This window comes from Nocardia asteroides, assembly GCF_021183625.1.
Classification (GTDB): domain Bacteria; phylum Actinomycetota; class Actinomycetes; order Mycobacteriales; family Mycobacteriaceae; genus Nocardia; species Nocardia asteroides_A.
Map to the genome: position 1 here is coordinate 4,103,992 of NZ_CP089214.1, position 20,667 is coordinate 4,124,658.

Genomic DNA, 20,667 nt, shown 5'->3' on the forward strand with positions numbered 1-20,667 from the left:
CCTCGCTCGTTCGGTTGCCACCTACCCTCGCAGCCCGCCGCGGCGGGCGCAACCGAATTAATCCGGCTTGCCGAAATGCTCGTTGCGCCCGAGCGAGCGCAGCCGGAACCACTCCTTCAACCCAGCCGGGTCCCGCCGCGTCACCAGGAAGAACCAGGAGAAGCGGATCCACTCCTGCGGCAGCAGCTTCCGCATGCCCGGCTGGGACATGAGGTAGCCGCGGTTGCGGTAGGTGAAGTACCGCTTCACCGGGTCGTCCGGGTACTGGGTGTGCATCCGCCCGCCCAGGATCGGCTTGAACTCCTCCGCGCCGTTCGGGTGCAGGTACGCCGTCTGCAGGCAGGTGCCGAAGGGCAGCCCGGAGCGGACCAGCCTGCGGTGCACCTCCACCTCGTCGCCGCGCACGAAGAGCCGCAGGTCCGGCACGCCGATCAGGTCGACCGCCTGGGCCGAGACGAGCGCGCCGTTGAAGAGCGAGGCGATGCCGGGCAGGAAGTCGTCGTCGCCGAGCTCCGAGCGCAGCCGCCGCCACACCACGCCGCGGCGCAGCGGGAAGGCCAGCCGGTCCGGGTCGTCGATATCGCAGACCACCGGCGAGACCTCGGCGAGGCCGTGTTTGCCCGCGCAGGCCAGCAGGGTGGAGAGTACCGCCGGGCCCTCGGGCCTGCCGTCGTCGTCGGCCAGCCACACCCAGTCGGCGCCGAGCGTGAGCGCGTGCAGGATGCCGAGCGCGAAGCCGCCCGCGCCGCCGAGGTTGTGCCGCGACCCGAGGTAGGTCGCCTCCAGCGGCTGCTGCGCGACCAGCTCGGCGACCTCGTCCTCGTTGCCGTTGTCGACCACGATCAGGTGGTCGACCGGGCGGGACTGCGAGCCGACCGCCTTCAGCGACTCGGCGAGCAGCTCGCGCCGCTTGTGCGTGACGACGACGGCGATGATCCGCACGTCGGGCCCGGTGCCCGGCGGCACGAACTCCTCGAGCTCCTCGACACCATCCGGTGCTTCACCCGTGCTGTGCTTCTTCGGCACGAGCGAAGGCCCTGCCTGGCCACGCTCCGCTCCCGCCTTCGGGCCTGACTCGCTCATGCTGTGTCCTCCGGGCATGGACGAGGGCCCTGCGTGGCCACGCTCCGCTCCCGCCTTCGGGCCTGACTCGCTCATGCCTGGTTGGGCTCCAGTTCTTTGCCGCCGTCGACCGCCAGCTCCCGCAAGACCTGCGCCACGTGATTCCCCGCGTCCGGACCCTCGTAGGCCCGCACGACTTCCTCGATTCCCCCGTGCTGCCGGATACGCCCGTGGTCGATCCACAGCGCCGAATCGCACAGCTGCGCGAGGAATTCGTTGGAATGGCTCGCGAACACCAGAATTCCGGAGCGCGACACCAATTCCTGCAGCCGCTTGCGCGCCTTCTTCATGAATTCCGCGTCCACCGCGCCGATGCCCTCGTCGAGCAGCAGGATCTCCGGGTCGATGGAGGTCACCACGCCCATGGCGAGCCGCACCCGCATACCGGTGGAGTAGGTGCGCAGCGGCATCGAGAGATATTCGCCGAGCTCGGTGAAATCGGCGATCTCGTCGATCTTCGCCATCATCTGCTTGCGCGTCTGGCCGAGGAAGAGGCCGCGGATGACGATGTTCTCGTAGCCGGAGATCTCCGGGTCCATGCCGACGCCGAGATCGAAGACCGGGGCCACCCGGCCGCGGATCCGGGCGCTGCCGCGGGAGGGCTCGTAGATCCCGGAGAGCAGCCGCAGCAGCGTGGACTTGCCCGCGCCGTTGTGCCCGACCAGCCCGATCCGGTCGCCCTCCTTGAGCGAGAGCGTGATGTCGCGCAGCGCCTCCACCACGACGACGTCGGACTGGTTGCGCCCGATCGCGCCGCCCGCCTTGCCGAGGAACGCCTTCTTCAGCGACCGCGACTTGGCGTCGAAGATCGGGAACTCGACCCACGCCTGATGGGTTTCGATACTCACACGGTCGGTCATCGGGCTCCTATACCCAGTACGGGACGCGCGAACGGAACTGCTTCATCGCCAGGATCGCCACCACCCAGCCGACCAGCGTGATCACCCCGACGATCACCCAGTGCCGGAGCGCCTGCGGCTCCCCGAGCAGCGGCGCGCGCACGATCTCCAGGTAGTGGAAGGTAGGCACCAGCTCGACCAGCCTGGCCCGGTCGCTGCCAGCCCCCATCTGGTTCTCCAGCGTTGAGGTGGTCCACATGACCGGGGTCAGCACGAAGAGCATGAGCGTGGTGCTGCCGAGGATCGGTGCGATGTCCCGGTACCTGGTGCTGAAGATGCCGAAGAAGATCGACACCCACATGCAGTTCAGGAAGAGCAGCAGGATGGCGGGGATGGCGAGCAGGCTGGCCCAGCTCACGTCCTCCCAGACGCTGAACGCCACCAGCATCACCAGGTAGATCACCATGTTGTGGGCGAAGAAGAGCAGCTGCCGCCAGACCATCCGGTAGATGTGCACGCTCAGCGGCGCCGGCAGCTGTTTGATCAGCCCCTCGTTGGCGATGAAGACGTCGGCGCCCTCCAGGATGCTGGCGTTGATCACGTTCCAGACGATGAGCCCGACCGTCACGTACGGCAGGAACTCGCGCAGCGGCTGGTCGAGCAGCATCGAGTAGAGGACGCCCATGGCCGTCGCCTGCAGCCCGGTGGCGATGGTGATCCAGAACGGGCCGAGCACCGAGCGGCGGTAGCGCTGCTTGATGTCCTGCCAGCCGAGCGAGAGCCAGAGCTCGCGCTGCGAGAAGCCGGTGGCGAAGTCGCCGAAGGCGCGCGCGAAGGTCTGGGAGTCGGACTTCATCGGCGGTGCGGAGAGCAGGTCGTTCGGCGCGGGCGCGGTACTATCCTTCTCCGCCTGCGCGACGGTGTCCTCTGGCACGGAGGTATCCACCGTCGAGGCGGTATTCTCCCGGTCCGAGTCGGGGCGAGCAGCAGCTGCGGGCACGGTGCCAGACCTTACCCCGGCGCGCCCGCGCGCCGGGATGCCGCCGGGTGCATCGCCGCCCGTTCCCGGCAGGTGCTGATCGGTCTGTTTCTCAGAGATACTGACCGGCACCCCCGGTGGCCTGGGTGTGCGGCCCGCCGCCGCGCGGGTCGGCGACCGCGAGGCCGGGGGGAAGCGCGCCCTGGCGCATCTGCTCCAGTTGCGCCCGCGCCGCCATCTGCTGGGCGAAGAGCGCGGTCTGGATGCCGTGGAACAGCCCCTCCAGCCAGCCGACCAGCTGCGCCTGCGCGATCCGCAGCTCGGCGTCGGTGGGAACGGTGTCGTCGGTGAAGGGCAGCGTCAGCCGCTCCAGCTCGTCCCGCAGCTCGGGGGCGAGCCCCTGCTCCAGCTCGCGCACCGAGGACTTGTGGATCTCCTTCAGCCGGTTGCGGCTGGCATCGTCCAGCGGGGCGGCGCGCACCTCCTCCAGCAACTGCTTGATCATGGTGCCGATCCGCATCACCTTGGCGGGCTGCTCGACCATGTCCGCGAGCGATTCGCCCGCCTCTTCCTTCTGGTCCCTGTCGTCGGATTCCTGGCCGCCGGTGGCGCCTGCCTCGACGGGAATGCTCAGCGGCTGCCCGTCCGGACCGATCACGACGACGGAATTCGGGGTTTCGTCCGATGGCGTCATGTGTTCCATCATGTCGTGTGCCCGGCGAGGTGACCACCTGACCTGTACCCACCTCCGGTTACGGCCCGGCGTTCTATCCTGTTCGGGTCGCGAACAACGGATTGCTGCGGAAAGTCGATTGTCATGCCGAGTCGATTGCCATGCTGATTCCCAGGTCGCCCTACTCCTCGGTACGGGAGTGGCGCAACGTGGTTACCCAGCCTCGGTCGGTGCCCCTAGAGTGGCCGACATGACTTACGACGTCGCGAGGGTGCGGGGCCTCATTCCGTCCCTGGGCGACGGCTGGATTCACCTCGATCCCCAGATCGGCATGCTGGTGCCGGATTCGGTGTCGCGCGCGGTGTCGACCGGTTTTCGGACGTCTTCCTTCTCCCATACCGGCAGGCATCCGGCGGCCGCGCGCAGCGCCGGAATTCTGGAGGCGGCTCGGGTCGCGGTGGCCGATCTGGTCGGCGGCGACCCGGCAGGCGTCGTGCTCGGCCCGGACCGCGCGGCGCTACTCGCCTGGCTGGCCGAATCGCTCAGCTCGCGGCTCGGGCTCGGCACCGGCATCGTGCTCTCCCGCCTCGACGACGAGGCGAACGTCGCGCCCTGGCTGCGCATCGCCAACCGCTACGGCGCGCACGTGCGCTGGGCCGAGGTGGAGATCGAGACCTGCGAGATGCCCGCCTGGCAGTTCGAGGAGCTGATCGGCCCGACCGCGCGGCTGGTCGCGCTCACCGCCGCCTCGCCGATCGTCGGCTCGGCGCCGTCGGTGCGGGTCGCCGCCGACCGGGTGCACGAGGTCGGCGGGCTGCTGGTCGCCGATGCCTTCGGCGCCGCGCCCTACGCGCTGATCGATATCGAGGAGCTGAACGCCGACGTGGTCGCGCTGAGCGCGCCGTCCTGGGGCGGGCCGCAGGTCGGCGCGCTGGTCTTCCGCGACCCCGCGTTCCTGGACCGGATCCCGTCCATGTCGCTCAACCCCTACGCCAAGGGCGCCGAGCGGCTCGAGGTCGGCGGCCACCCGTACGCGCTGCTCGCCGGGCTGACCACCTCGATCGACTTCCTCGCCGGGCTGGACGAGCGTGCCCGCGGCACCCGCCGCGAGCGGCTGGAAATCTCCATCACCTCGCTGCAGGACTACCACGACCAGCTCTTCGAGCACCTGATGGAGGTGCTGGATCGGATCACCGGGCTCACCGTGATCGGCCGGGCCTCCACCCGCATCCCCACGGTGAGCTTCACCGTCGCCGGGATGCAGGCGGAGAAGGTCGCCGCCAAGCTGGCCGACGCCAGGATCGGCACCGTGAGCGGGATCCACGGCGGCAGCAGGCTGCTCGACGCGCTCGGCGTGAACGACGAGGGCGGCGCGGTAACCGTCGGGCTCGCCCCGTACACCACCCGCTTCGAGATCGACCAGCTCGGCCGGGCACTCTCCGCGCTGGAGTGATCAGCCGACCCTGAGCAGCACCTTCCCGACCGTGCCCGAGCCGTCGAGCAGCCGGTGCGCCTCGGCCGGATCGCGCACCTCGGCGTGGATCACCGGGACGATCGCGCCCGCGGCCACCAGCGGCCAGACCCGCTCCCGCACCCCCGCGATCACCTCGGCCTTGCTGCCCGGCCCCGTGGCGGGCCTGCCGCGCAGGTTGGTGGCGTGGATGGTGCCCCACTTGCGCAGCAGCGCACCGAGATTCAGCTCCGCCCGCACGCCGCCCTGCATGCCGATCACCACCAGGTGGCCGTGCGGGGCCAGCGCCTCGATATTGCGGGGCAGGTAGGCCGCGCCCATATTGTCCAGGATGACGTCGGCGCCGCCGTGCTCTCGCAGCACCTCCACGAAGTCCTGGTTCTGGTAGTCGATCGCGATATCGGCGCCCAGCTCGACGCAGCGCGCGAGCTTCTCCGCCGACCCCGCGGTCACCGCCACCCGCGCCCCCAGCTGCTTCGCCAGCTGAATGGCGTGCGTGCCGATCCCGCTACCGCCACCGTGCACGAGCAGCAGCTGCCCCGCGCGCAGCCCCGCGGTGCTGACCAGGTTCGAGTACACGGTGGCCGCGACCTCGGGCAACCCGGCCGCGGCGGCCAGATCCAGCCCCTCCGGCACCGGGAGCAGCTGGCCCGATGGCACCGCGACCCGCTCGGCGTAGCCGCCGCCGGAGAGCAGCGCGCAGACCCGGTCGCCGACCGACCAGTCCCGCACGCCGTCGCCGAGCTCCGCGATCACCCCCGAGCACTCCAGCCCGAGCGTCTCGCTCGCCCCCGGCGGCGGCGGGTAGTTGCCCTGACGTTGCAGCAGGTCGGCCCGGTTCACCCCGGCCGCCGCCACCTCGATCAGCACCTCACCGTTGGCGGGGGTGACGTCGGGCGTCTCGCCCCAGGCCAGCACCTCGGGGCCACCGAATCCGGTCAATCGCACAGCGCGCACGGTTCCATCCTGCCCGCTCGGTGCCGGATCATGCCGCCGACCCGCGTTCGCCGATCGGCGCGGGGGGCTGCGCGAAGCACGACGACGGACTAGCGTTCCCCGCGTGAGCAGCTTCGTCGACTTCCAGAACGAGATCTACCTGGGCGGACTCGGCGGGCTGCGCCCGGATCTGCCGATGACGGCGGCCGGGCTGGCGGAGCGGGCGCGGCGCGAACTGTCGCCGGAGGCGTACGCCTACGTCGCGGGCAGCGCCTCCGCCGAGCGCACCGCCGCCGCCAACGAGGCGGCCTTCGACCACTACCGGATCCTGCCCCGGATGCTGCGCGGCACCACCGCCCCCGGCGCCCGCGACCTCTCCGTCGAGGTGCTCGGCACCCGGCTGGCCGCGCCGGTGCTCACCGCCCCCGTGGGCGTGCTGGAGTTGCTGCGCGAACGCGGCGAGGTGCTTGTCGCCGAGGCGACGAAGGAACTCGGGCTCGGCATGGTGCTCTCCACCGCCTCCTCCAGCACCATCGAGGAGGTCGGCGCCGCCGCGGGCGACTGGTGGTACCAGCTCTACTGGCCCGCCGACGACGAACTCGCCCGCTCCTTCGTCACCCGCGCCGAGGCCGCGGGCGCCAAGGCCGTCATCGTCACCGCCGACACCCCCGCGCTCGGCTGGCGCCCGCGCGACCTCGAGCAGGCGCACCTGCCCTTCCTGCTCGGCAAGGGCATCGCCAACTACCTCTCCGACCCGGTCTTCCGCGCCAAGCTCGCCACCCCGCCGGAGGAGTCCGACGACGCCATGCGGATGGCCATCCTGACCTGGGTCGGGCTCTTCGGCAACCACGCCCTGCGCCCCGCCGACCTCGCCAAACTGCGCGAATGGACCGATCTCCCGATCGCCGTCAAGGGGCTGCTGCACCCCGCCGACGCCCGCCAGGTGGTCAACGCGGGCGCCGACGCGGTGATCGTCAGCAACCACGGCGGCCGCCAGGTGGACGGCGCCATCGCCGCCCTCGACGCGCTCCCCGCCGTCGTCGCCGCCATCGGCGACCGCGCCGACGTCCTCTTCGACTCCGGCATCCGCACCGGCTCCGACGCGCTGATCGCCCTCGCCCTCGGCGCCAAGGCCGTCCTCTACGGCCGCCCCTGGGCCTACGGCCTCGGCCTGGCCGGCCGCGACGGCGTCCGGCACGCCCTCCGCGTACTACTCGCCGACTTCGACTCCGCCCTCGGCCTTTCCGGCTCCGCCGGCGTCACCGGCCTCGACCGCTCGCTGCTCTCCATCGTCCGCTGAGCGGGTCGTCCGTTACCATCGACAGCACTGGAGACGTGGCAGAGCGGCCGAATGCACTCGCCTTGAAAGCGAGCGTCGCGAGAGCGACCGGGGGTTCAAATCCCTCCGTCTCCGCCAGGAGCGGCCCGAATTCACGGATCTGCGTACAACCCTGAATAGTCACCGAGGGTTTTCAGGGCTAGGGCGCTAAGCTTGAATCGTGGATCTCGATGCGATGCGTGGGAGCCCGATCGGGCAGCTTGTACCGACCTCCGGATTCGATCGGCGTTTCGCCGAGCGCTTCACCTGCTCGGCGTACCTACCTGATCCGCTGCCACGGTCGCTACAGTTATCGACGCAGACCTGGTCGCTGGTGGTCGACGCGACCGCCGCGATGGCACGGGCGGACGAAGCCGCAGCCAAGTTGCCCAACCCATCTCTGCTGGTGCGCCCGACGACCCGGCGCGAAGCCGTGAGCACCTCCGCCATCGAGGGCACGTATGCGGCGCTCACCGATGTGCTGGAGGCGGATTTTCTGGAGCTGAACCAGCTCTCGGAGAGCGTCGGTGAGGTGCAGAACTACGTGCGCGCCGCCGAGCTGGCCTACCAGTGGGTCGCGGACGGTCGGCCGATCACCGTGCGCCTGCTCGAGGATCTGCAGGCCGTGCTCGTCCGCGGCACCCACAGTGACGGACGGGACGCGGGCAGCGTTCGTACGACCCAGGTTTTCATCGGGGTCGGACGGGGGCGCGTCGAGAATGCGCGCTTCGTTCCGCCGCCACCGGGTGACCTGCTCCGCGATGGTCTCGCCGCGTGGGAACGGTGGGTGCGGGAGCCGTCGGAGCTGCCCGCCATCGTCCGGATCGCCCTCGCGCACTATCAATTCGAGGCGCTGCACCCGTTCACGGACGGCAACGGCCGGCTCGGCCGGCTGGTCGCGCTCCTGCAACTGGTGGTGAGCGGTGAACTGCGTTCGCCGGTGCTCAATCTCTCGGCCTGGCTCGAAACCAATCGCGCCGAATATCAGAATGGCCTGCTCGACGTCTCGCTGACCGGTCGCTGGGACCCGTGGGTCGCATTCCTGTCCGCCGCGATTCACGCCGAAGCACTGGAGACTTCGGCGCGGGCCGAACGCCTGTCCAGGCTCCGCGAGCAGTTTCAGGACAGGGTCAGGCACCTGCGGCGCGGTAGTGCCGCCGTCGCGATCGCGCAGGACCTGATCGGATACCCGATGCTGACCGCCAGGCTCGCCGCTGAGCTGCACGGGGTCTCGTACCAGACCGCGAACGAGGGCATCAAGAAGCTGGTGGAGTTGGGGGTGCTGCGCCAACGCGCGGAGGGGCGTTACGACCGGATCTTCGTCTGTGATCCCGTTCTGCGTGCCCTCGAGGCGTGACTACGCTCTCGCGACGAAATTCGGACGCAACTCCGGCTCGGGCTCGTCGAAGTAGCGGTGGAATGTCGGCACCAACCCCGACGAGAGCGGCGGGTTGATCCAGGACCAGTCGGTGGGGCAGCGGCGACCGGCGGACGCCTCCTTCTCGACATGCTCACAGAACTGCTTCGCCACCGTGTGATGATCCACCATCGCCACTCGCTCGGTCCGGAAGCTGTGCAGCACGGCGCGATTCAGCTCGATCAGGGCCCGATCGCGCCACATCGTGCGCGGGTGCGAGGTATCCAAGCCGAGGTGCGCGGCGACCGCGGGGAGCATGTCGTAGCGCTCGGGATCGGCGAGGTTGCGGGCGCCGATCTCGTACCCGACGTACCACCCGTTGAAGGGGGCGAAGGGGTAGGTGACGCCGCCGATCTCCAGGTCCATGTTGGAGACGGCGGGCAGCGCGTGCCACTTCAGGTCGAGCTCGGCGAACCAGGGGAGCTCGGGGTGCTCGATGCGCACCTCGCGGACCAGCTCGGCCGGGATGTCGAAGCGGGCGAGCGGCTCGTCGGGGGTGCTGACGATCAGGGGTAGCACGTCGAATCGGGTGCCTGCCCCGTGCCAGCCCAATCGCAGTGCCAGGTCGGTGATCTCGACGCTGCCGGGGTCGCCGATGATGCTCCCGTCCGGCCGGCGATACCCGGCGTACCGGATGAGCTGCGAGTTCAGAATCCGGTACTCCGCACCGTCCGGGCGGCGCGGGGGTCCGACGGTGATGGTGGATTGAATGGCCCCGTTGTTGGTGGCCTCGCGCAGGTGCCGAAAGCAGGCATCGGCCAGCTCGCGGGCGGTGCGCGCCTGCCTGGCGTCGATGAGTTTCAAGGAGCGCCAATGCTTCCGGCCGACGCAGCGCGCGTGGTTGCGCCAGGCGAGCCGGGCGCCGATCAGCACCTCTTCCGGCGTCTGTGTGTAACTCCCGTTGAAGCGCAGCTCGAGCGCGGCGCCGACGCCGCGTTCCGAGGTGAGGTGCGCCAGTTCGGGGAGGCGGAAGAATTCGAGGCATTCGCGCAGCCGGCGCGGCAGGTCGGAGCAGACCGGCGATTCGGGCGGCGACAGGGGTAACGCTGAACTCACAGTTGTCTCCGGCGGTCGGAACTGACTGAGATCGAGCACAAGCGCCACCACCATAAGCGGGGCCGGGCGGGATCGCGGGATGGTACCGGTCCGTCCGTACCCCTAACGATGCCGACACGCTATGAGTGACCGGTCGGTCTTGCGTGCTCTGGCAGGATTGTCGTTATGCGTGGTTCTGTCCTGCGGCGAGGTTGCGCCTGCGCCGTTGTCACCCTGGCGCTCTCGACCGGCGCGGCGGTGGCGCAGGCCGCGCCGGACTCCGGCTCCGCCGCGACACCCGCGCCCGCCGAGCAGGCAGGCACCGCGCTGCCGACCACCCCGGCGATCCGCCGGATCGAGGCGGTGGACGACCGCAGGGTCCGCGTCTTCCTCGACTCACCCGCCATGGAGCGCGAGGTCGAGGTGATCGTGCTGCTCCCGCGCGATCGCTCGCAGCCGCGCCCCACCGTCTACATGCTGGACGGCCGCAGCGCCGAGCCGGACACCAACAACTGGCTGGAGAAGGGCCGCGCCGCGGAGTTCTACGAGGACAAGCCGGTGAACGTGGTCTTCACCGTCGGCGGTCCGGCCAGCTTCTACACCGACTGGCAGCAGCCGGACCCGGTCCTCGGGCTGAACCGGTGGGAAACCTTCCTCACCGAGGAGTTGCCGCCCGCGATCGACGCCGGGTTCGCCGGGAACGGCCTGAACGCGGTCGCCGGCGTCTCCATGGGCGCCGAGGCGGCCATGATGCTGGCGATCCGGCACCCCGAGCTGTACCGGTCGGTGGCCGGGTACAGCGGGTGCTTCAGCATGGGCACCGATCTCGGGCAGGCCGAGGCGCGCGCGGTGATCGCGACCTACGGCGGCGACCCGGACAACATGTTCGGCCCGTCCGACCACCCGGATTGGCTGCAGCACGACGTGGTGCTGAACGCGGCGGCGCTGCGCGGCAAGGCGATCTACCTCTCCGCGGGCAGCGGGGTACCCGGCATCTACGACGGCCCGGACAACCCCGACTACCCCGGCAACATGGGCCTCGGCGGCCTGCTGGAGGCAGGCACCGGCAACTGCACCCGCCGGCTCACCGCGCGCTTCCAGGACCTCGGCATCGCCGTGACGACGCACCTGCGCGCCACCGGCACGCACTCCTGGCCCTACTGGGCCGACGAACTCGCGATTTCCTGGCCGACCGTCGCGGCCGGCCTCGAGCTCTAGCCGGCGAAGCGTTCGCGCACCGCGGGGTCGGTGGCGAAACGCAGGAATTGGTCGTTCTCGTGCGGATCGCCGGTGGTCACCCGGACCCCGTCCACGCCGTACGGCCGCACCAGCACCCCGGCCGCGGCCGCCGCCTCGGCGAACGCCGTGTTCCGCTCGCCCAGCGCCAGCCAGACGAAGTTCGCCTCGCTCGGCGGCACCGGGTACCCGGCGGCGACCAGGGCGTCGCGCACCCGGTCGCGCTCGGCGATCAGCGCCCCGGTGCGGTCGAGCAGCTCGGGGCGGGCCTCCAGCGAGGCGATGGCGGCCGCCTGCGCCACCCGGTTCACGCTGAACGGGATATGCACCTTCATCAGCGCGGTGATCACCGCCGGGTCGCCGACGGCGTAGCCGACGCGCAGCCCGGCCAGCCCGTACGCCTTGGAGAAGGTGCGCAGCACGACGACGTTCGGCCGGTCACGGGCGATCTCGACGCCGTTCGGGTGGTCCTGCGGGGTCAGCCGGAGGTACTCGAAGTAGGCCTCGTCCAGCACGACGAGCACGTGCGCGGGAATCGCGTCGAGGAAGCGCTCGAGCGCGGCCCTGCCGTGCGCGGTGCCGGTGGGGTTGTTCGGGTTGCAGACGAAGATCAGCCGGGTCTGCTCGGTGACCGCCGCCGCCATGGCGTCCAGGTCGTGGGTGAGCTCCGGGGTGAGCGGCACGGTCACCGCGGTGGCATTGCCGACCTGGGTGACGATCGGGTACGCCTCGAACGAGCGCCACGCGAAGACCACCTCGTCGGCGGGGGAGGAGCAGGCGATCTGCACCAGCTCCTGGCAGAGCGCGACGCTGCCGCAGCCCGCCGCCACCCGCTCCACCGCAACCCCGAGGAACGCGGCAAGCGCGGTGCGCAGCCCGACGGCGTGGTTGTCCGGGTAGCGATTCGCCAGCTCGGCCGCCTCGGCGATCGCCTTCGCCGCCGCGGGCAGCGGACCGAACGTGGTCTCGTTGCTGGCCAGCTTGGTCGCTCCCGGGTGGTCCCGGCCGGGGACGTAGGCGGGGATGGTGGCGAGGTCGGGGCGGATGTGCGCGGTCACCCTGCCAGCCTAGGCGGCCGACTCCGGCGGTTGATATCCCGCACGCGACCGACGGCCGAATCGCCGAGCAACCGGAAAAATCGGGCGCGTCCGCCGCTCCGACGTGGAAATTCTCGCAGATACCGGCAGGTACGCCTACCCTTGATTCATGCCGGGCACCTATGACGACATCGCCCCGCTACGCCGTGGCGACGGGGCGGATGGCGACCACACGACCGAGAGCGGCAGCGCCGTCGACCGCGTCCCCATCACCGTGCTCGAACCCGAGGGCAACGCCAGGGGCGGCATCGTGCTGCTGCACGAATCCCGCGAACGCGGCCCCGGCCTGCGCGACCTCATGACCGCGCTCGCCGCCGAGGGCTGGACCGTCGTCGCCCCCGACCTCTTCCACCGCGTCACCGGCGAGCCGGAGCACGAGGTCTTCGGCGACGAACTCTTCGACGACTTCGACGCCTGCTTCGACTGGCTCACCGCGCACGGCGTCTTCCCGGACTGCGTCGGCGTCCTCGGCTTCGACACCGCGGGCACCGCCGCCTTCCTGGTCGCCACCAACCGCCCCATCGGCGCCGCCGTGAGCGTCGCCGCACGCGGCCTCACCGAACCGCTCTCGGCCGAAGCCGAGGCGCTCGTGCCTGCCGCGTCGCGCCTCCAGGCCCCCTGGCTCGGCCTCTTCGGCGCCGACGACCCCGCCGACCACGTCGAGCGGCTCCGCGACGCCGGCGCCGCCGCCTCCGTCGCCACCCTCGTGGTCACCTACCCCGACGCCCAGCACCGCGCCGACCGCCGCGCCGATGGCGAGGACGACGACCCCGTCCGCGTCGACGCCCAGACCAGAATCTTCGACTGGTTCGACAGTAATCTGCGCTGACCAGCCGTTTTGGTATGCCGAGGTCGGCTGCTGTAATCTTTCTGCTCGGTGGTCCGAAAGGGCCGGTGCCCTCGAAGAGAAGGCTCCAGGAGGCGTGCCAGAGCGGCCGAATGGGACTCACTGCTAATGAGTTGTCCCTTCACGGGGACCGGAGGTTCAAATCCTCTCGCCTCCGCCAAGCCCGGGTAACCGGGTGTACAACTGAACAGGCTATGCGCCCGTAGCTCAATGGATAGAGCATCTGACTACGGATCAGAAGGTTAGGGGTTCGAGTCCCTTCGGGCGCACAATATTCACCCCGCTACCAGCTTCGATGGTAGCGGGGTGAATTGCGTCTCAGGGTTCGAGAACCCGATCGGTTTCGCCGGTAGCCTTCCGGGGCGGTGGCCGCTCGGGCACGGAACAGCCCCCGGGAGCGGACTCCCGGGGGCTGTGAAAACCGTTGCTCATACGCTGATTACAGATCCTCGAGCAGGATCAGGCCGTCCTGCAGCGCCCGGGCGAGCAGCGCGGCCTTGGTCTGCGCGGGCCGCCCGATGGCCTGGTACTTGTCACGGATGCGGTTCAGGTGGGTGTTCACCGTCCCCATGGTGATGTAGAGCTCCTTGCAGGTCGCCGTCTTGGAGTCGTTGGCGAACCAGTGCAGCATCACCTCGATCTCGCGCGGGCTCAGCTTGGGCTGGGGCCGCTGCGGCAGTGCGGCGTTACCGGGGTGACGGCCGAGGGTGAAAACGGACAGAGCGCCCAGCGGCGCGGTGGCTGCAGTCATGACGTCGTTCCTTATAAAGAGTGCTCGTGCTCATCGGTGAGATTGTCGGACCCCGACTTTCCGACGTTACTCAGTGTCGCAGGATGAATGGTTCGCCGCGAGATACCAGAACTGGTACCACCGTTGCCGGACTGAATGAAACGTGTTCCGCCACCTCGGTGCAATTTGCCCGTAAACCTTGGTACCACTTTCAAGTATCGGCAAAAGCCCAGGTAGTACCACGATTACCGACCCGTCGGTATTAATGGGGCGATCATGGAGTGAATGTCGGGGAATTGCCGAGCCTCACCTTACCGGCGCGTACCGGGGATCGTTCGGGGGATGATCCGCATGCGCTTCCGGATTAACTTCCGGGGGAATTGTGGCGGCGAATACGAGGACAAGCTTATGTCCGTTCGGGCGCACTTTACGCCGTGTCCCCGCCCGACACGCTGAGCGTGTCGCGGAGCGCGCCCGGAAACCGTGCGGCGCCGCCCGCGCTCGGCGACAATGGCCGCTCGGGGAGGAGGGGTTCACCATGTGGCGGATCGGTGTGGTGGAGGACCACGAGAGCCAGATCATCGGGCTGAAGGCGATTCTGGCCGGGACGGACGATCTGCGGCTAGTCGCGCAGGGCGCGACGGTCGCCGAGATGCTCACCGGCGCGGGCGATCTCGACCTGGTCGTGCTCGACCTGCGGCTCGGCGACGGCTCGATGCCGGAGGACAATGTGGCGCGGCTGCGCGCGGCGGGCGTCGAGTGCCTGGTGGTGAGCGCGGCGGAGGAGCCGTACCTGGTGCAGTCGGCGGCGCGCGCGGGAGTGCTCGGCGTGCTGCGGAAGTCGGCGAAGGTCGATGAGCTCGTCGAGGCGGTCCGATGCGCCGCGCGCGGGCTGCAGTGGACGACCATGGACTGGGCCGCCGCCATCGACCTGGACGACGAGTTCGTCGCGGTGAAGCTCAGCCCGCGCGAGCGGGAGGTGCTGCGGCTCTACGCGATGGGCGAGTCGGCGCAGCGGGTGGCGAGCGCGATGGGGCTCGCGCTGAACACGGTGAACAAGTACGTGCAGAACATTCGCGAGCGGTACGCGGAGGCGGGGTTGAACGCGAACACCAAGGTCGAGCTGTACCAGCGGGCGCTGGAGGAGGGCATCGTGCCCTACCCGCGCCGGTTCTGGGGGCGCCGCCGATGAGCGCCGCGCTGCTCACCGAGACCGATTCCGCCGCGGAGCGGGTGCTGCGCATCTTCGCCCGCTTCGTCGCCGCGGGGTACGTCTTCTACCTGGGGTTACTGCTGCCCGACATCGTGCGCGGCACGCAGGTCACCGCCTGGTGGTGGACGCCGATCGCGTTGGTCGCCGTGTACGGCACCGGGTTCGCGCTCGGGATCGCGAGTTTCGGCGGCTCCGAGCGGCGGCTGCGGCTGCTGGCGAGCGCGGCCGCCGCCGGGTACCTGATCGCGGTGCTGCTCTGGTGGCCCGCCTGGAACGGCGGCCAGCTGGCGGAGTTGCGCGGGATGTGGTTCTCGCAGTTCAACGGGTTGGCCAGCCTCGCGGCGGCGGCCGCCTGGCGGCCCAGGTCGGCGGTGGCGCACCTGGTGGTCGGGGCGGTGGCGGTGCAGACCATCAACCATCTCGTCCGGTCGGGGCAGAGCGAGCTGCTGCCGGAGATCGCCTGGAGCATCGGGTTCTGCCTGCTCCCGGTCTCGGCGGGGATCATGGCGGTGCGCACCGGGCGCATCCTCGACGAGACCAGGGCCGAGACCTACGCGGCCGCGGCAGGCGCCGCCTCGGCCAGGGCGCGGACGGTGGAGCGGGCCCGGTTCGACGCGCTCACCCACGACGGGGTGATGTCGACCCTGCTCTCCGCGGCCCGACAGCCGATGAACCGGCTGCTCAGCACCCAGGCCGCCACCACGATGGCCAAGCTGGACACCTTCCGCTCCGGCGGCGATCCGGCCACCGAATTCGATGTGCCGGAGCTGGTCTCGCACATCCGGGTCGCGGTGAACGAGGTGAACGACCGGGTCGGGGTGGAGGCGGTGGTCGCGGGTGACGCCGCCGCGGCCCGCTTCCCGGCGGCCGCGGCGCGGACCGTTGGCGTCGGCATGGCCGAGGCGCTGCGCAACAGCTACCGGCACGCCGGGGCGGAGGCCGAGCGCTGGGTGGTGCTGCACGTCGCCGATGACGGCTTCCGCGCCACGGTCGGCGACACCGGGCGCGGCTTCGAGCTGGCGGCGGTGCCCGCCAACCGGCTCGGGATCGCGGTGAGCATCGTCCGGCAGATGAACGAGCTGCCCGGCGGCACCGCCGCGATCGAGACCGCGCCCGGCGCGGGCACCCGGGTGCACCTCTCCTGGAGCCGGGACGCATGAGTGCGCGCGACACCAAGGACATTCGCGACCTGCTCGGCATGCACACCACCGGCGCGCGGGTGATGGTCGGCGCGTACGTGCTGCTCATCTCGGTGGTCACCGTCGCGACCTGGCCGGGGATGCGCACGGTCTGGCCGACGGTGCTCAGCCTGGTCGTGCTCGCCGTCGCCACCGTCGCGCTGATCGCGGTGCCCGGTGATCCGCTGCCGATGGTGGCGACCGTGGCCATGACGCTGGCCGGGCCGTTCGCCTGCGCGGTCACCCTGGTCGTGGTCCCGGTGCCGATGCTGACGCCGCTGCAGGCGTGGACGCACGGCGGGGCGACCACGGTCTACTGCTTCATGTGCGTGCGCGGGCGCTCGGGGTTCGCGTGGCTCGGCATTCTCGGGGTGACGCTGGTCTACATGGCGTGGACGGGGCTCACCGGGCAGGGCGCGGTGGCCGGCTTCGGGCTGGTGGCGATCGAGATCGGGCCGCTCGGGATGGCGACGGTGCTCTCGTACACGCTGCGGCCGAACGCTCAGCTCACCTTCGAGCTGCGCGACGCGGCGCGGGATCGGTACGCGGAGGAATCCGCTGCCGCCGCCGCTCTCCAAGAGCGCGACCACCAGGTGAACCGGCTGGACCGGCTGACCCGGCCGCTGCTCACCCGGATCGCCGCGGGCACCCCGCTCACCGAGCGGGAACGGCTGGACTGCGAACTGCTCGAGGCGCACCTGCGAGACAGTCTCCGGGCCCCTGGGCTCAGTGACGCGCACACCACCGCGCGGGTGCGGGCGGCGCGGACCCGCGGGGTCGAGGTGGTGCTGATCGATGACCGGGGGATGGTGGAGTCGGCGCCGGAGGTGGGGGAGCGGGTGCGCGAGGCGGTGGTCGCGGCGCTGGACGGGACCGCGGACGGGTCGGTGCGGATCCGGATCCTGCCGCCGGGGCGGCCGACGCTCGCCTCGATTCTGGTGCGGGCCGGTGCGGATGTTCGGCGTACGGAGTACGACCACGCCGGGCTTCCGGCCGGGTGAGGTCGGTGGGTGCCGGGCCGCCCGCCGAGCGCGACCCGATCAGCGCCGGACGGAGTTCCGTACCCGACCAGGTGCGAGTTGTCGCGCCGCTGAGGCGTGCGCGAAGGTCGTTCAGCGCCAGGACGGCAGCTCTGGAAGATCACCGGTGAGGCCGTTCGTCCCGCGGCCGAGCAGCCAGGCGAGCAGGGCGTGGGCGGGACCGGTGATCAGGGTGCCGGGGGCGCCCGCGCCGATGGTCGCGCCGAAACCGATGTCGTCCGAGCGCACCTCGAAGGCGAGCCGGTCGCCCGCGTTCATGGCGTGCGTGGCGACCACCTCGGGCAGTAGCCGGGCGACGAAATCGGCGGGCCAGTCGGCGGAGGTGTAGCCGAAGGCCAGGTCGACGTGGTGGATCTCGACCTCCTGCAGCCGCATCCAGCCGATCGCGGCACCGGCGAACTCGCGGCCCTGGCGGTTGCGCACCAGCGTGGTCCACGCGGTCGGTGGGAGCTCCGCGGCCGCATCGGCCCAGCGCGCGGCGGCGGCCTCGTTGTCCGGGTACTGCTCGGCGATCGGGCGGGCGGCGCCCGCGGCGATCTCGGCGTCGCGGGTGGTGGGGTCCGGGTACTGCGGGGTCTCGATGCCGGTTCGGGCCCAGGTCAGCAGGTTCACCAGGCTGTCGGCGTTGCGGGCGACGTGGGTGAGCAGGTGGCCGCGGGTCCAGCCGGGGAGCAGCGATGGCTCGGCCAGGTCGGCATCGGTGAGCTCGCGCGCGCTGTCCAGAAAGCGCCGGGTGGCGGCCGCTACGGCGGCCAGATCCTCGGGTACCGGCGGTGGGGCGGCGGCGTCGGTCACCCCGTCGACCCTACCGCCGCGGCGACGACGCCCGCCCGACCTCCAGCGCGAGGGCGAGCAGCCACAGCGACATGGCCGTCACCTGGACGCGCTGCGCGATGCCGAGCGCGTAATCACCGGAGAGGTTGTCCGCCACCAGCATCCACACCGTCGCCGCCGCGCCGACGGCCAACGCCGACGCGCCGAACTCGCGCAGTGCGGGCCCGTAGCGGTACCGGAAGGCGGCGAGGGTGAATGCGAAGGCGGCGACGGCGATCCCGGTGACGGCGAGGGTGCTGGTCAGGGCATGCGGCTGGTGCAGCTGTGGGAAGAGGCCGCTGTCCCCGCAGTCGACGCAGTCGCGCAGCGGCACCCGCGCGTCGGCCACCGTCGCCGCGCCGAAGCAGAGCAGCGCGACCCAGCCGGTCACCGTCAGCGGCCTGCGCGGGAAGCGGGCCAGCGCCACCGCCGCGGCCAGCGCGGCGAGGATGCCGGCCACGGTGTCGGCGGTGGAGAAGACCCAGCGGTAGGGCTTGCCCTCGGCGTCGAGTTCGCTGAGGAAGGCGTGCACGGGGTCGGCGTGCAGCGGCAGTGCGAACTGGAGCACCCAGGCGGAATAGCTCAGGCCCGCCACGGCCAGGGCGATCGCGACGAACCAGGTGGCGGGGCCGCGATCCGAAGTGAGCATAGATTCGATTGTTACTCGTGTGACCGCCGGACCGAGCGCACACCGATCCCGAAGGGGGCACACAGGCTGGTGTCAGGTTCGGCGGGCAGGCTGGTCAGCGAGACGAGGAGGTGAACCGATGATCGCAATCGCGACGGCGGTGGCCGGCTGCGCGGTGATGATGGCCATGGCAGTCTCCGACTACCTGGCGCAGCAGGCGCCGAGCACGGTGGTCCGCGCCAGGCGCTGAGTCAGCGGACGGCGGCCTGGACGCGGTCGGCGGCGGCCGCCGGGTCCTCGTGCTCCCAGATCCGGACGACCTGCCAGCCCGCGGCCGTCAGCTCCGCGTCGGTGGCGCGGTCGCGGGCGACATTGCCCGCGAGTTTCGCCGCCCACCACTCGGCATTGTTCTTCGGGTCGGTGGCGTGCCGCGGGCAGCGGTGCCAGAAGCAGCCGTCCACGTAGACGGCGACGCGGCGGCGCGGGAAGACCACGTCGGCGCGGCGGCGCTGGCCGCGCAGCGGGGCCCGGTCCACGAAGTAGCGCAGGCCGCGGCGGTGCAGCTCGCGGCGCAGCGCCAGTTCCGGCTTGGTGTGCGCGCGGCGCTGGCGGGACATGCGCGCGCTGGTCGCCGCGTCGGTGGTGGGGCGAGTCATGCCGCCCAGCCGCCCATGCGGTCCAGGTGCGTCTCGACGTCGTCGAGGAAACCGGGCGGGAAGCGGAGCGTGCCCATGCCGGTGCGGCGCAGGAAACCCGCGGTGGCGCGGGCGGAGAGCAGCCGGGAGCCGGTCAGGTAGTCGGCGAGCCCCTCGTAGGGCTCGTGCACCGGCCAGGTGGAGACCGGGGCGCGGTAGGCGCGGCCCGCCCGGCCCCACGCGGCGCTCGGCCACGGCTGGCCGGGGGCCAGCTCGGGGCCGTCGGGGCAGGGATCGGCGGTGCTGTCGAGGCGGCTACCGACCCACTCGGCCATCCGGACGCTCACGGCGTTGCCGACCAGTTTCCAGCGGTGGCCCTGGCGGAAGCCGGGGACGGTCAGGGCCGGTTCGGTCCAGCCCGCGGCGAAGCCCTGCAGCCGTTCGCCGTCCTCGATGCCGGGGGTGACGATCTCGCCGGCGGGCAGCCGGACGGCGGGCGGGCTGGCGATGCCGAGCGCCGAGCCACCCTTGAGCGTCGGGACCGCGTTCACCGCCCAGCCGAGGCCGCGCACGCCCTCGGTCCAGTAGAAGCCGCACGGGTCGAGCGCGGGGTCGCCCTGGTCCAGCGGGCCCGCGTCCTCGGCGAGCAGGACCCGGCGCGGGTCCTCGGTGCGCGAGGCCAGCAGCAGGACCCGCTGCCTGCGCTGCGGGAGGCCGAAGGCGCGGGCGTCGACCACGCGGTAGGCCCAGGTGTAGCCGAGCTCGTCCAGCGCGCCGGTGATGTGCCGCATGGCGGCGCCGCGGCCCAGTTGCAGCATGAACGGGACATTCTCCAGCAGTAGCCAGCGGGGGCCGCGGCGGCGGCGGACCAGGCGGAAGATCTCGTCGACCAGGCCGGAGCGGGTGCCGGAGATGCCTGCCGTGCGGCCCGCCTGGGAGAGGTCCTGGCAGGGGAAACCGGCGGAGACCAGCTCAGTTCCCTGGGGGAGGGAGCGCAGGCGGGTGACGTCGGGGTGGACGGGGACGTCCGGGAAGCGGGCTTCGAGCACCGCCCGAGCGCCGGGATCGATCTCGCAAAGCAACTCGGTTCGCCACCCGGAGGCGGACAGCCCCAGCTCGAGTCCGCCGATTCCGGCGAAGAGCCCCACCATCCGCATGGACATATATATTGCCTGTGTTGGATTGGCCCGGCTGCGCCGGGCGTGTTCGCCGCCCTTCGGGGTCCCGCCGTTCAGCGCTCGAGTCTCGCGCCTTCGGCGCATGCGCTTTCGAGCGCTGAACGGCGGGACGGGCGGCGAACGGGGCTCGTAAGGCTCGCCCGGTCGGGGGGTGCGTGGGGGCAGGGCTGGTGTGGCGGAAATTCGGTTGGCGGGGGCGGGGTGTGGTGCCACTCTGGAAGGCCGGAGCCTGTGCCCGTCTTTCATCCGCCCACCCCGCCGCGTCGGCGGCTGCCGTGGTGC

The 20,667-nt window shown here is 71.1% G+C and carries 20 protein-coding genes and 3 tRNA genes; 11 read left to right on the plus strand and 12 right to left on the minus strand.

The features are described from left to right. Nucleotides 1–57: 57 nt before the first annotated feature. From LTT61_RS19415 to LTT61_RS19430, 4 genes are all read right to left on the minus strand, one after another. A complete protein-coding gene (locus tag LTT61_RS19415) occupies nucleotides 58–1,083 on the minus strand; it encodes a glycosyltransferase (RefSeq protein WP_233015508.1) in 1,026 nt (341 codons plus the stop codon). 71 nt (nucleotides 1,084–1,154) lie between these two features. Continuing rightward, nucleotides 1,155–1,982, minus strand: a complete 828-nt coding sequence (locus tag LTT61_RS19420) for an ABC transporter ATP-binding protein (RefSeq protein ID WP_233015509.1) — start codon at nucleotides 1,980–1,982, stop codon at nucleotides 1,155–1,157. Nucleotides 1,983–1,989: 7 nt separating this feature from the next. Then, nucleotides 1,990–2,817: an ABC transporter permease gene (locus tag LTT61_RS19425; protein WP_233021091.1), complete on the minus strand. Its 828-nt coding sequence runs from the start codon at nucleotides 2,815–2,817 to the stop codon at nucleotides 1,990–1,992. A 235-nt stretch (nucleotides 2,818–3,052) separates the two neighbouring features. Further along, entirely contained in the window at nucleotides 3,053–3,634 is a 582-nt protein-coding gene (locus LTT61_RS19430) for a bacterial proteasome activator family protein (protein ID WP_233015510.1), read from the minus strand. Between the two features lie 229 nt (nucleotides 3,635–3,863). Between LTT61_RS19430 and LTT61_RS19435 the strand changes: the two genes are divergently transcribed. After that, on the plus strand, nucleotides 3,864–5,066 hold the full coding sequence (locus LTT61_RS19435; protein WP_233015511.1) for a cysteine desulfurase-like protein: 1,203 nt from the start codon (nucleotides 3,864–3,866) through the stop codon (nucleotides 5,064–5,066). On the opposite strand, the gene LTT61_RS19440 is transcribed toward LTT61_RS19435, so the two are convergent. Next, nucleotides 5,067–6,041, minus strand: a complete 975-nt coding sequence (locus LTT61_RS19440) for an NAD(P)H-quinone oxidoreductase (RefSeq protein WP_233015512.1) — start codon at nucleotides 6,039–6,041, stop codon at nucleotides 5,067–5,069. A gap of 103 nt (nucleotides 6,042–6,144) precedes the next feature. On the opposite strand from LTT61_RS19440, the gene LTT61_RS19445 reads away from it, so the two are divergent. From LTT61_RS19445 to LTT61_RS19455, 3 genes are all read left to right on the plus strand, one after another. Next, nucleotides 6,145–7,320 (plus strand): alpha-hydroxy-acid oxidizing protein, encoded by a 1,176-nt coding sequence (locus LTT61_RS19445; RefSeq protein ID WP_233015513.1) that lies wholly within the window; start codon nucleotides 6,145–6,147, stop codon nucleotides 7,318–7,320. Nucleotides 7,321–7,349: 29 nt separating this feature from the next. After that, nucleotides 7,350–7,437: transfer RNA gene (locus LTT61_RS19450), tRNA-Ser, on the plus strand. An 82-nt stretch (nucleotides 7,438–7,519) separates the two neighbouring features. Beyond that, complete coding sequence (locus LTT61_RS19455; RefSeq protein ID WP_233015514.1) at nucleotides 7,520–8,695, plus strand: Fic family protein; 1,176 nt, start codon at nucleotides 7,520–7,522, stop codon at nucleotides 8,693–8,695. Here LTT61_RS19455 and LTT61_RS19460 read toward each other — a convergent pair whose 3' ends face one another. Beyond that, complete coding sequence (locus LTT61_RS19460) at nucleotides 8,696–9,811, minus strand: nitric oxide synthase oxygenase (RefSeq protein WP_233015515.1); 1,116 nt, start codon at nucleotides 9,809–9,811, stop codon at nucleotides 8,696–8,698. Between the two features lie 165 nt (nucleotides 9,812–9,976). Between LTT61_RS19460 and LTT61_RS19465 the strand changes: the two genes are divergently transcribed. Next, complete coding sequence (locus LTT61_RS19465; protein WP_233015516.1) at nucleotides 9,977–11,008, plus strand: alpha/beta hydrolase; 1,032 nt, start codon at nucleotides 9,977–9,979, stop codon at nucleotides 11,006–11,008. Here LTT61_RS19465 and hisC read toward each other — a convergent pair. Then, nucleotides 11,005–12,084, minus strand: a complete 1,080-nt coding sequence (hisC, locus tag LTT61_RS19470; RefSeq protein WP_233015517.1) for a histidinol-phosphate transaminase — start codon at nucleotides 12,082–12,084, stop codon at nucleotides 11,005–11,007. The two genes, LTT61_RS19465 and hisC, sit on opposite strands and share 4 nt — an antisense overlap. Nucleotides 12,085–12,232: 148 nt before the next feature. On the opposite strand from hisC, the gene LTT61_RS19475 reads away from it, so the two are divergent. The 3 genes from LTT61_RS19475 to LTT61_RS19485 all read left to right on the plus strand — a co-directional run bounded on the left by LTT61_RS19475 (nucleotide 12,233) and on the right by LTT61_RS19485 (nucleotide 13,239). Next, nucleotides 12,233–12,952, plus strand: coding sequence for a dienelactone hydrolase family protein (locus LTT61_RS19475; RefSeq protein ID WP_233015518.1), 720 nt, complete (start codon nucleotides 12,233–12,235; stop codon nucleotides 12,950–12,952). An 88-nt stretch (nucleotides 12,953–13,040) separates the two neighbouring features. Beyond that, nucleotides 13,041–13,130, plus strand: a tRNA-Ser gene (locus tag LTT61_RS19480). A gap of 36 nt (nucleotides 13,131–13,166) precedes the next feature. Then, nucleotides 13,167–13,239: transfer RNA gene (locus LTT61_RS19485), tRNA-Arg, on the plus strand. A 170-nt stretch (nucleotides 13,240–13,409) separates the two neighbouring features. Here LTT61_RS19485 and LTT61_RS19490 read toward each other — a convergent pair. Further along, complete coding sequence (locus LTT61_RS19490; RefSeq protein WP_233015519.1) at nucleotides 13,410–13,721, minus strand: helix-turn-helix transcriptional regulator; 312 nt, start codon at nucleotides 13,719–13,721, stop codon at nucleotides 13,410–13,412. A gap of 517 nt (nucleotides 13,722–14,238) precedes the next feature. Between LTT61_RS19490 and LTT61_RS19495 the strand changes: the two genes are divergently transcribed. The 3 genes from LTT61_RS19495 to LTT61_RS19505 are packed head-to-tail and all read left to right on the plus strand — an operon-like array spanning nucleotide 14,239 to nucleotide 17,092. Continuing rightward, complete coding sequence (locus LTT61_RS19495; protein ID WP_233015520.1) at nucleotides 14,239–14,892, plus strand: response regulator transcription factor; 654 nt, start codon at nucleotides 14,239–14,241, stop codon at nucleotides 14,890–14,892. Continuing rightward, complete coding sequence (locus LTT61_RS19500; protein ID WP_233015521.1) at nucleotides 14,889–16,073, plus strand: ATP-binding protein; 1,185 nt, start codon at nucleotides 14,889–14,891, stop codon at nucleotides 16,071–16,073. Before LTT61_RS19495 ends, LTT61_RS19500 begins: the two co-directional genes overlap by 4 nt. Then, entirely contained in the window at nucleotides 16,070–17,092 is a 1,023-nt protein-coding gene (locus tag LTT61_RS19505) for a hypothetical protein (RefSeq protein ID WP_233015522.1), read from the plus strand. Before LTT61_RS19500 ends, LTT61_RS19505 begins: the two co-directional genes overlap by 4 nt. Nucleotides 17,093–17,203: 111 nt before the next feature. On the opposite strand, the gene LTT61_RS19510 is transcribed toward LTT61_RS19505, so the two are convergent. The 4 genes from LTT61_RS19510 to LTT61_RS19525 all read right to left on the minus strand — a co-directional run bounded on the left by LTT61_RS19510 (nucleotide 17,204) and on the right by LTT61_RS19525 (nucleotide 20,358). After that, nucleotides 17,204–17,926, minus strand: coding sequence for a maleylpyruvate isomerase family mycothiol-dependent enzyme (locus LTT61_RS19510; RefSeq protein ID WP_233015523.1), 723 nt, complete (start codon nucleotides 17,924–17,926; stop codon nucleotides 17,204–17,206). Nucleotides 17,927–17,936: 10 nt separating this feature from the next. After that, complete coding sequence (locus LTT61_RS19515; protein ID WP_233015524.1) at nucleotides 17,937–18,593, minus strand: DUF998 domain-containing protein; 657 nt, start codon at nucleotides 18,591–18,593, stop codon at nucleotides 17,937–17,939. A 230-nt stretch (nucleotides 18,594–18,823) separates the two neighbouring features. After that, complete coding sequence (locus tag LTT61_RS19520; RefSeq protein ID WP_233015525.1) at nucleotides 18,824–19,228, minus strand: very short patch repair endonuclease; 405 nt, start codon at nucleotides 19,226–19,228, stop codon at nucleotides 18,824–18,826. Then, nucleotides 19,225–20,358: a DNA cytosine methyltransferase gene (locus LTT61_RS19525; RefSeq protein WP_233021092.1), complete on the minus strand. Its 1,134-nt coding sequence runs from the start codon at nucleotides 20,356–20,358 to the stop codon at nucleotides 19,225–19,227. Before LTT61_RS19525 ends, LTT61_RS19520 begins: the two co-directional genes overlap by 4 nt. Between the last annotated feature and the right edge of the window lie 309 nt (nucleotides 20,359–20,667).

Coding starts and splice junctions, on each gene's coding strand:
- LTT61_RS19420 (WP_233015509.1), bottom strand. CDS start 1,982: ATGACCGACCGTGTGAGTATCGAAACCCATCAGGCGTGGGTCGAGTTC.
- LTT61_RS19475 (WP_233015518.1), top strand. CDS start 12,233: ATGCCGGGCACCTATGACGACATCGCCCCGCTACGCCGTGGCGACGGG.
- LTT61_RS19515 (WP_233015524.1), bottom strand. CDS start 18,593: ATGCTCACTTCGGATCGCGGCCCCGCCACCTGGTTCGTCGCGATCGCC.
- LTT61_RS19425 (WP_233021091.1), bottom strand. CDS start 2,817: ATGAAGTCCGACTCCCAGACCTTCGCGCGCGCCTTCGGCGACTTCGCC.
- LTT61_RS19505 (WP_233015522.1), top strand. CDS start 16,070: ATGAGTGCGCGCGACACCAAGGACATTCGCGACCTGCTCGGCATGCAC.
- LTT61_RS19500 (WP_233015521.1), top strand. CDS start 14,889: ATGAGCGCCGCGCTGCTCACCGAGACCGATTCCGCCGCGGAGCGGGTG.
- LTT61_RS19520 (WP_233015525.1), bottom strand. CDS start 19,228: ATGACTCGCCCCACCACCGACGCGGCGACCAGCGCGCGCATGTCCCGC.
- LTT61_RS19525 (WP_233021092.1), bottom strand. CDS start 20,358: ATGGTGGGGCTCTTCGCCGGAATCGGCGGACTCGAGCTGGGGCTGTCC.
- LTT61_RS19495 (WP_233015520.1), top strand. CDS start 14,239: ATGTGGCGGATCGGTGTGGTGGAGGACCACGAGAGCCAGATCATCGGG.
- LTT61_RS19465 (WP_233015516.1), top strand. CDS start 9,977: ATGCGTGGTTCTGTCCTGCGGCGAGGTTGCGCCTGCGCCGTTGTCACC.
- LTT61_RS19435 (WP_233015511.1), top strand. CDS start 3,864: ATGACTTACGACGTCGCGAGGGTGCGGGGCCTCATTCCGTCCCTGGGC.
- LTT61_RS19415 (WP_233015508.1), bottom strand. CDS start 1,083: ATGAGCGAGTCAGGCCCGAAGGCGGGAGCGGAGCGTGGCCAGGCAGGG.
- LTT61_RS19430 (WP_233015510.1), bottom strand. CDS start 3,634: ATGACGCCATCGGACGAAACCCCGAATTCCGTCGTCGTGATCGGTCCG.
- LTT61_RS19490 (WP_233015519.1), bottom strand. CDS start 13,721: ATGACTGCAGCCACCGCGCCGCTGGGCGCTCTGTCCGTTTTCACCCTC.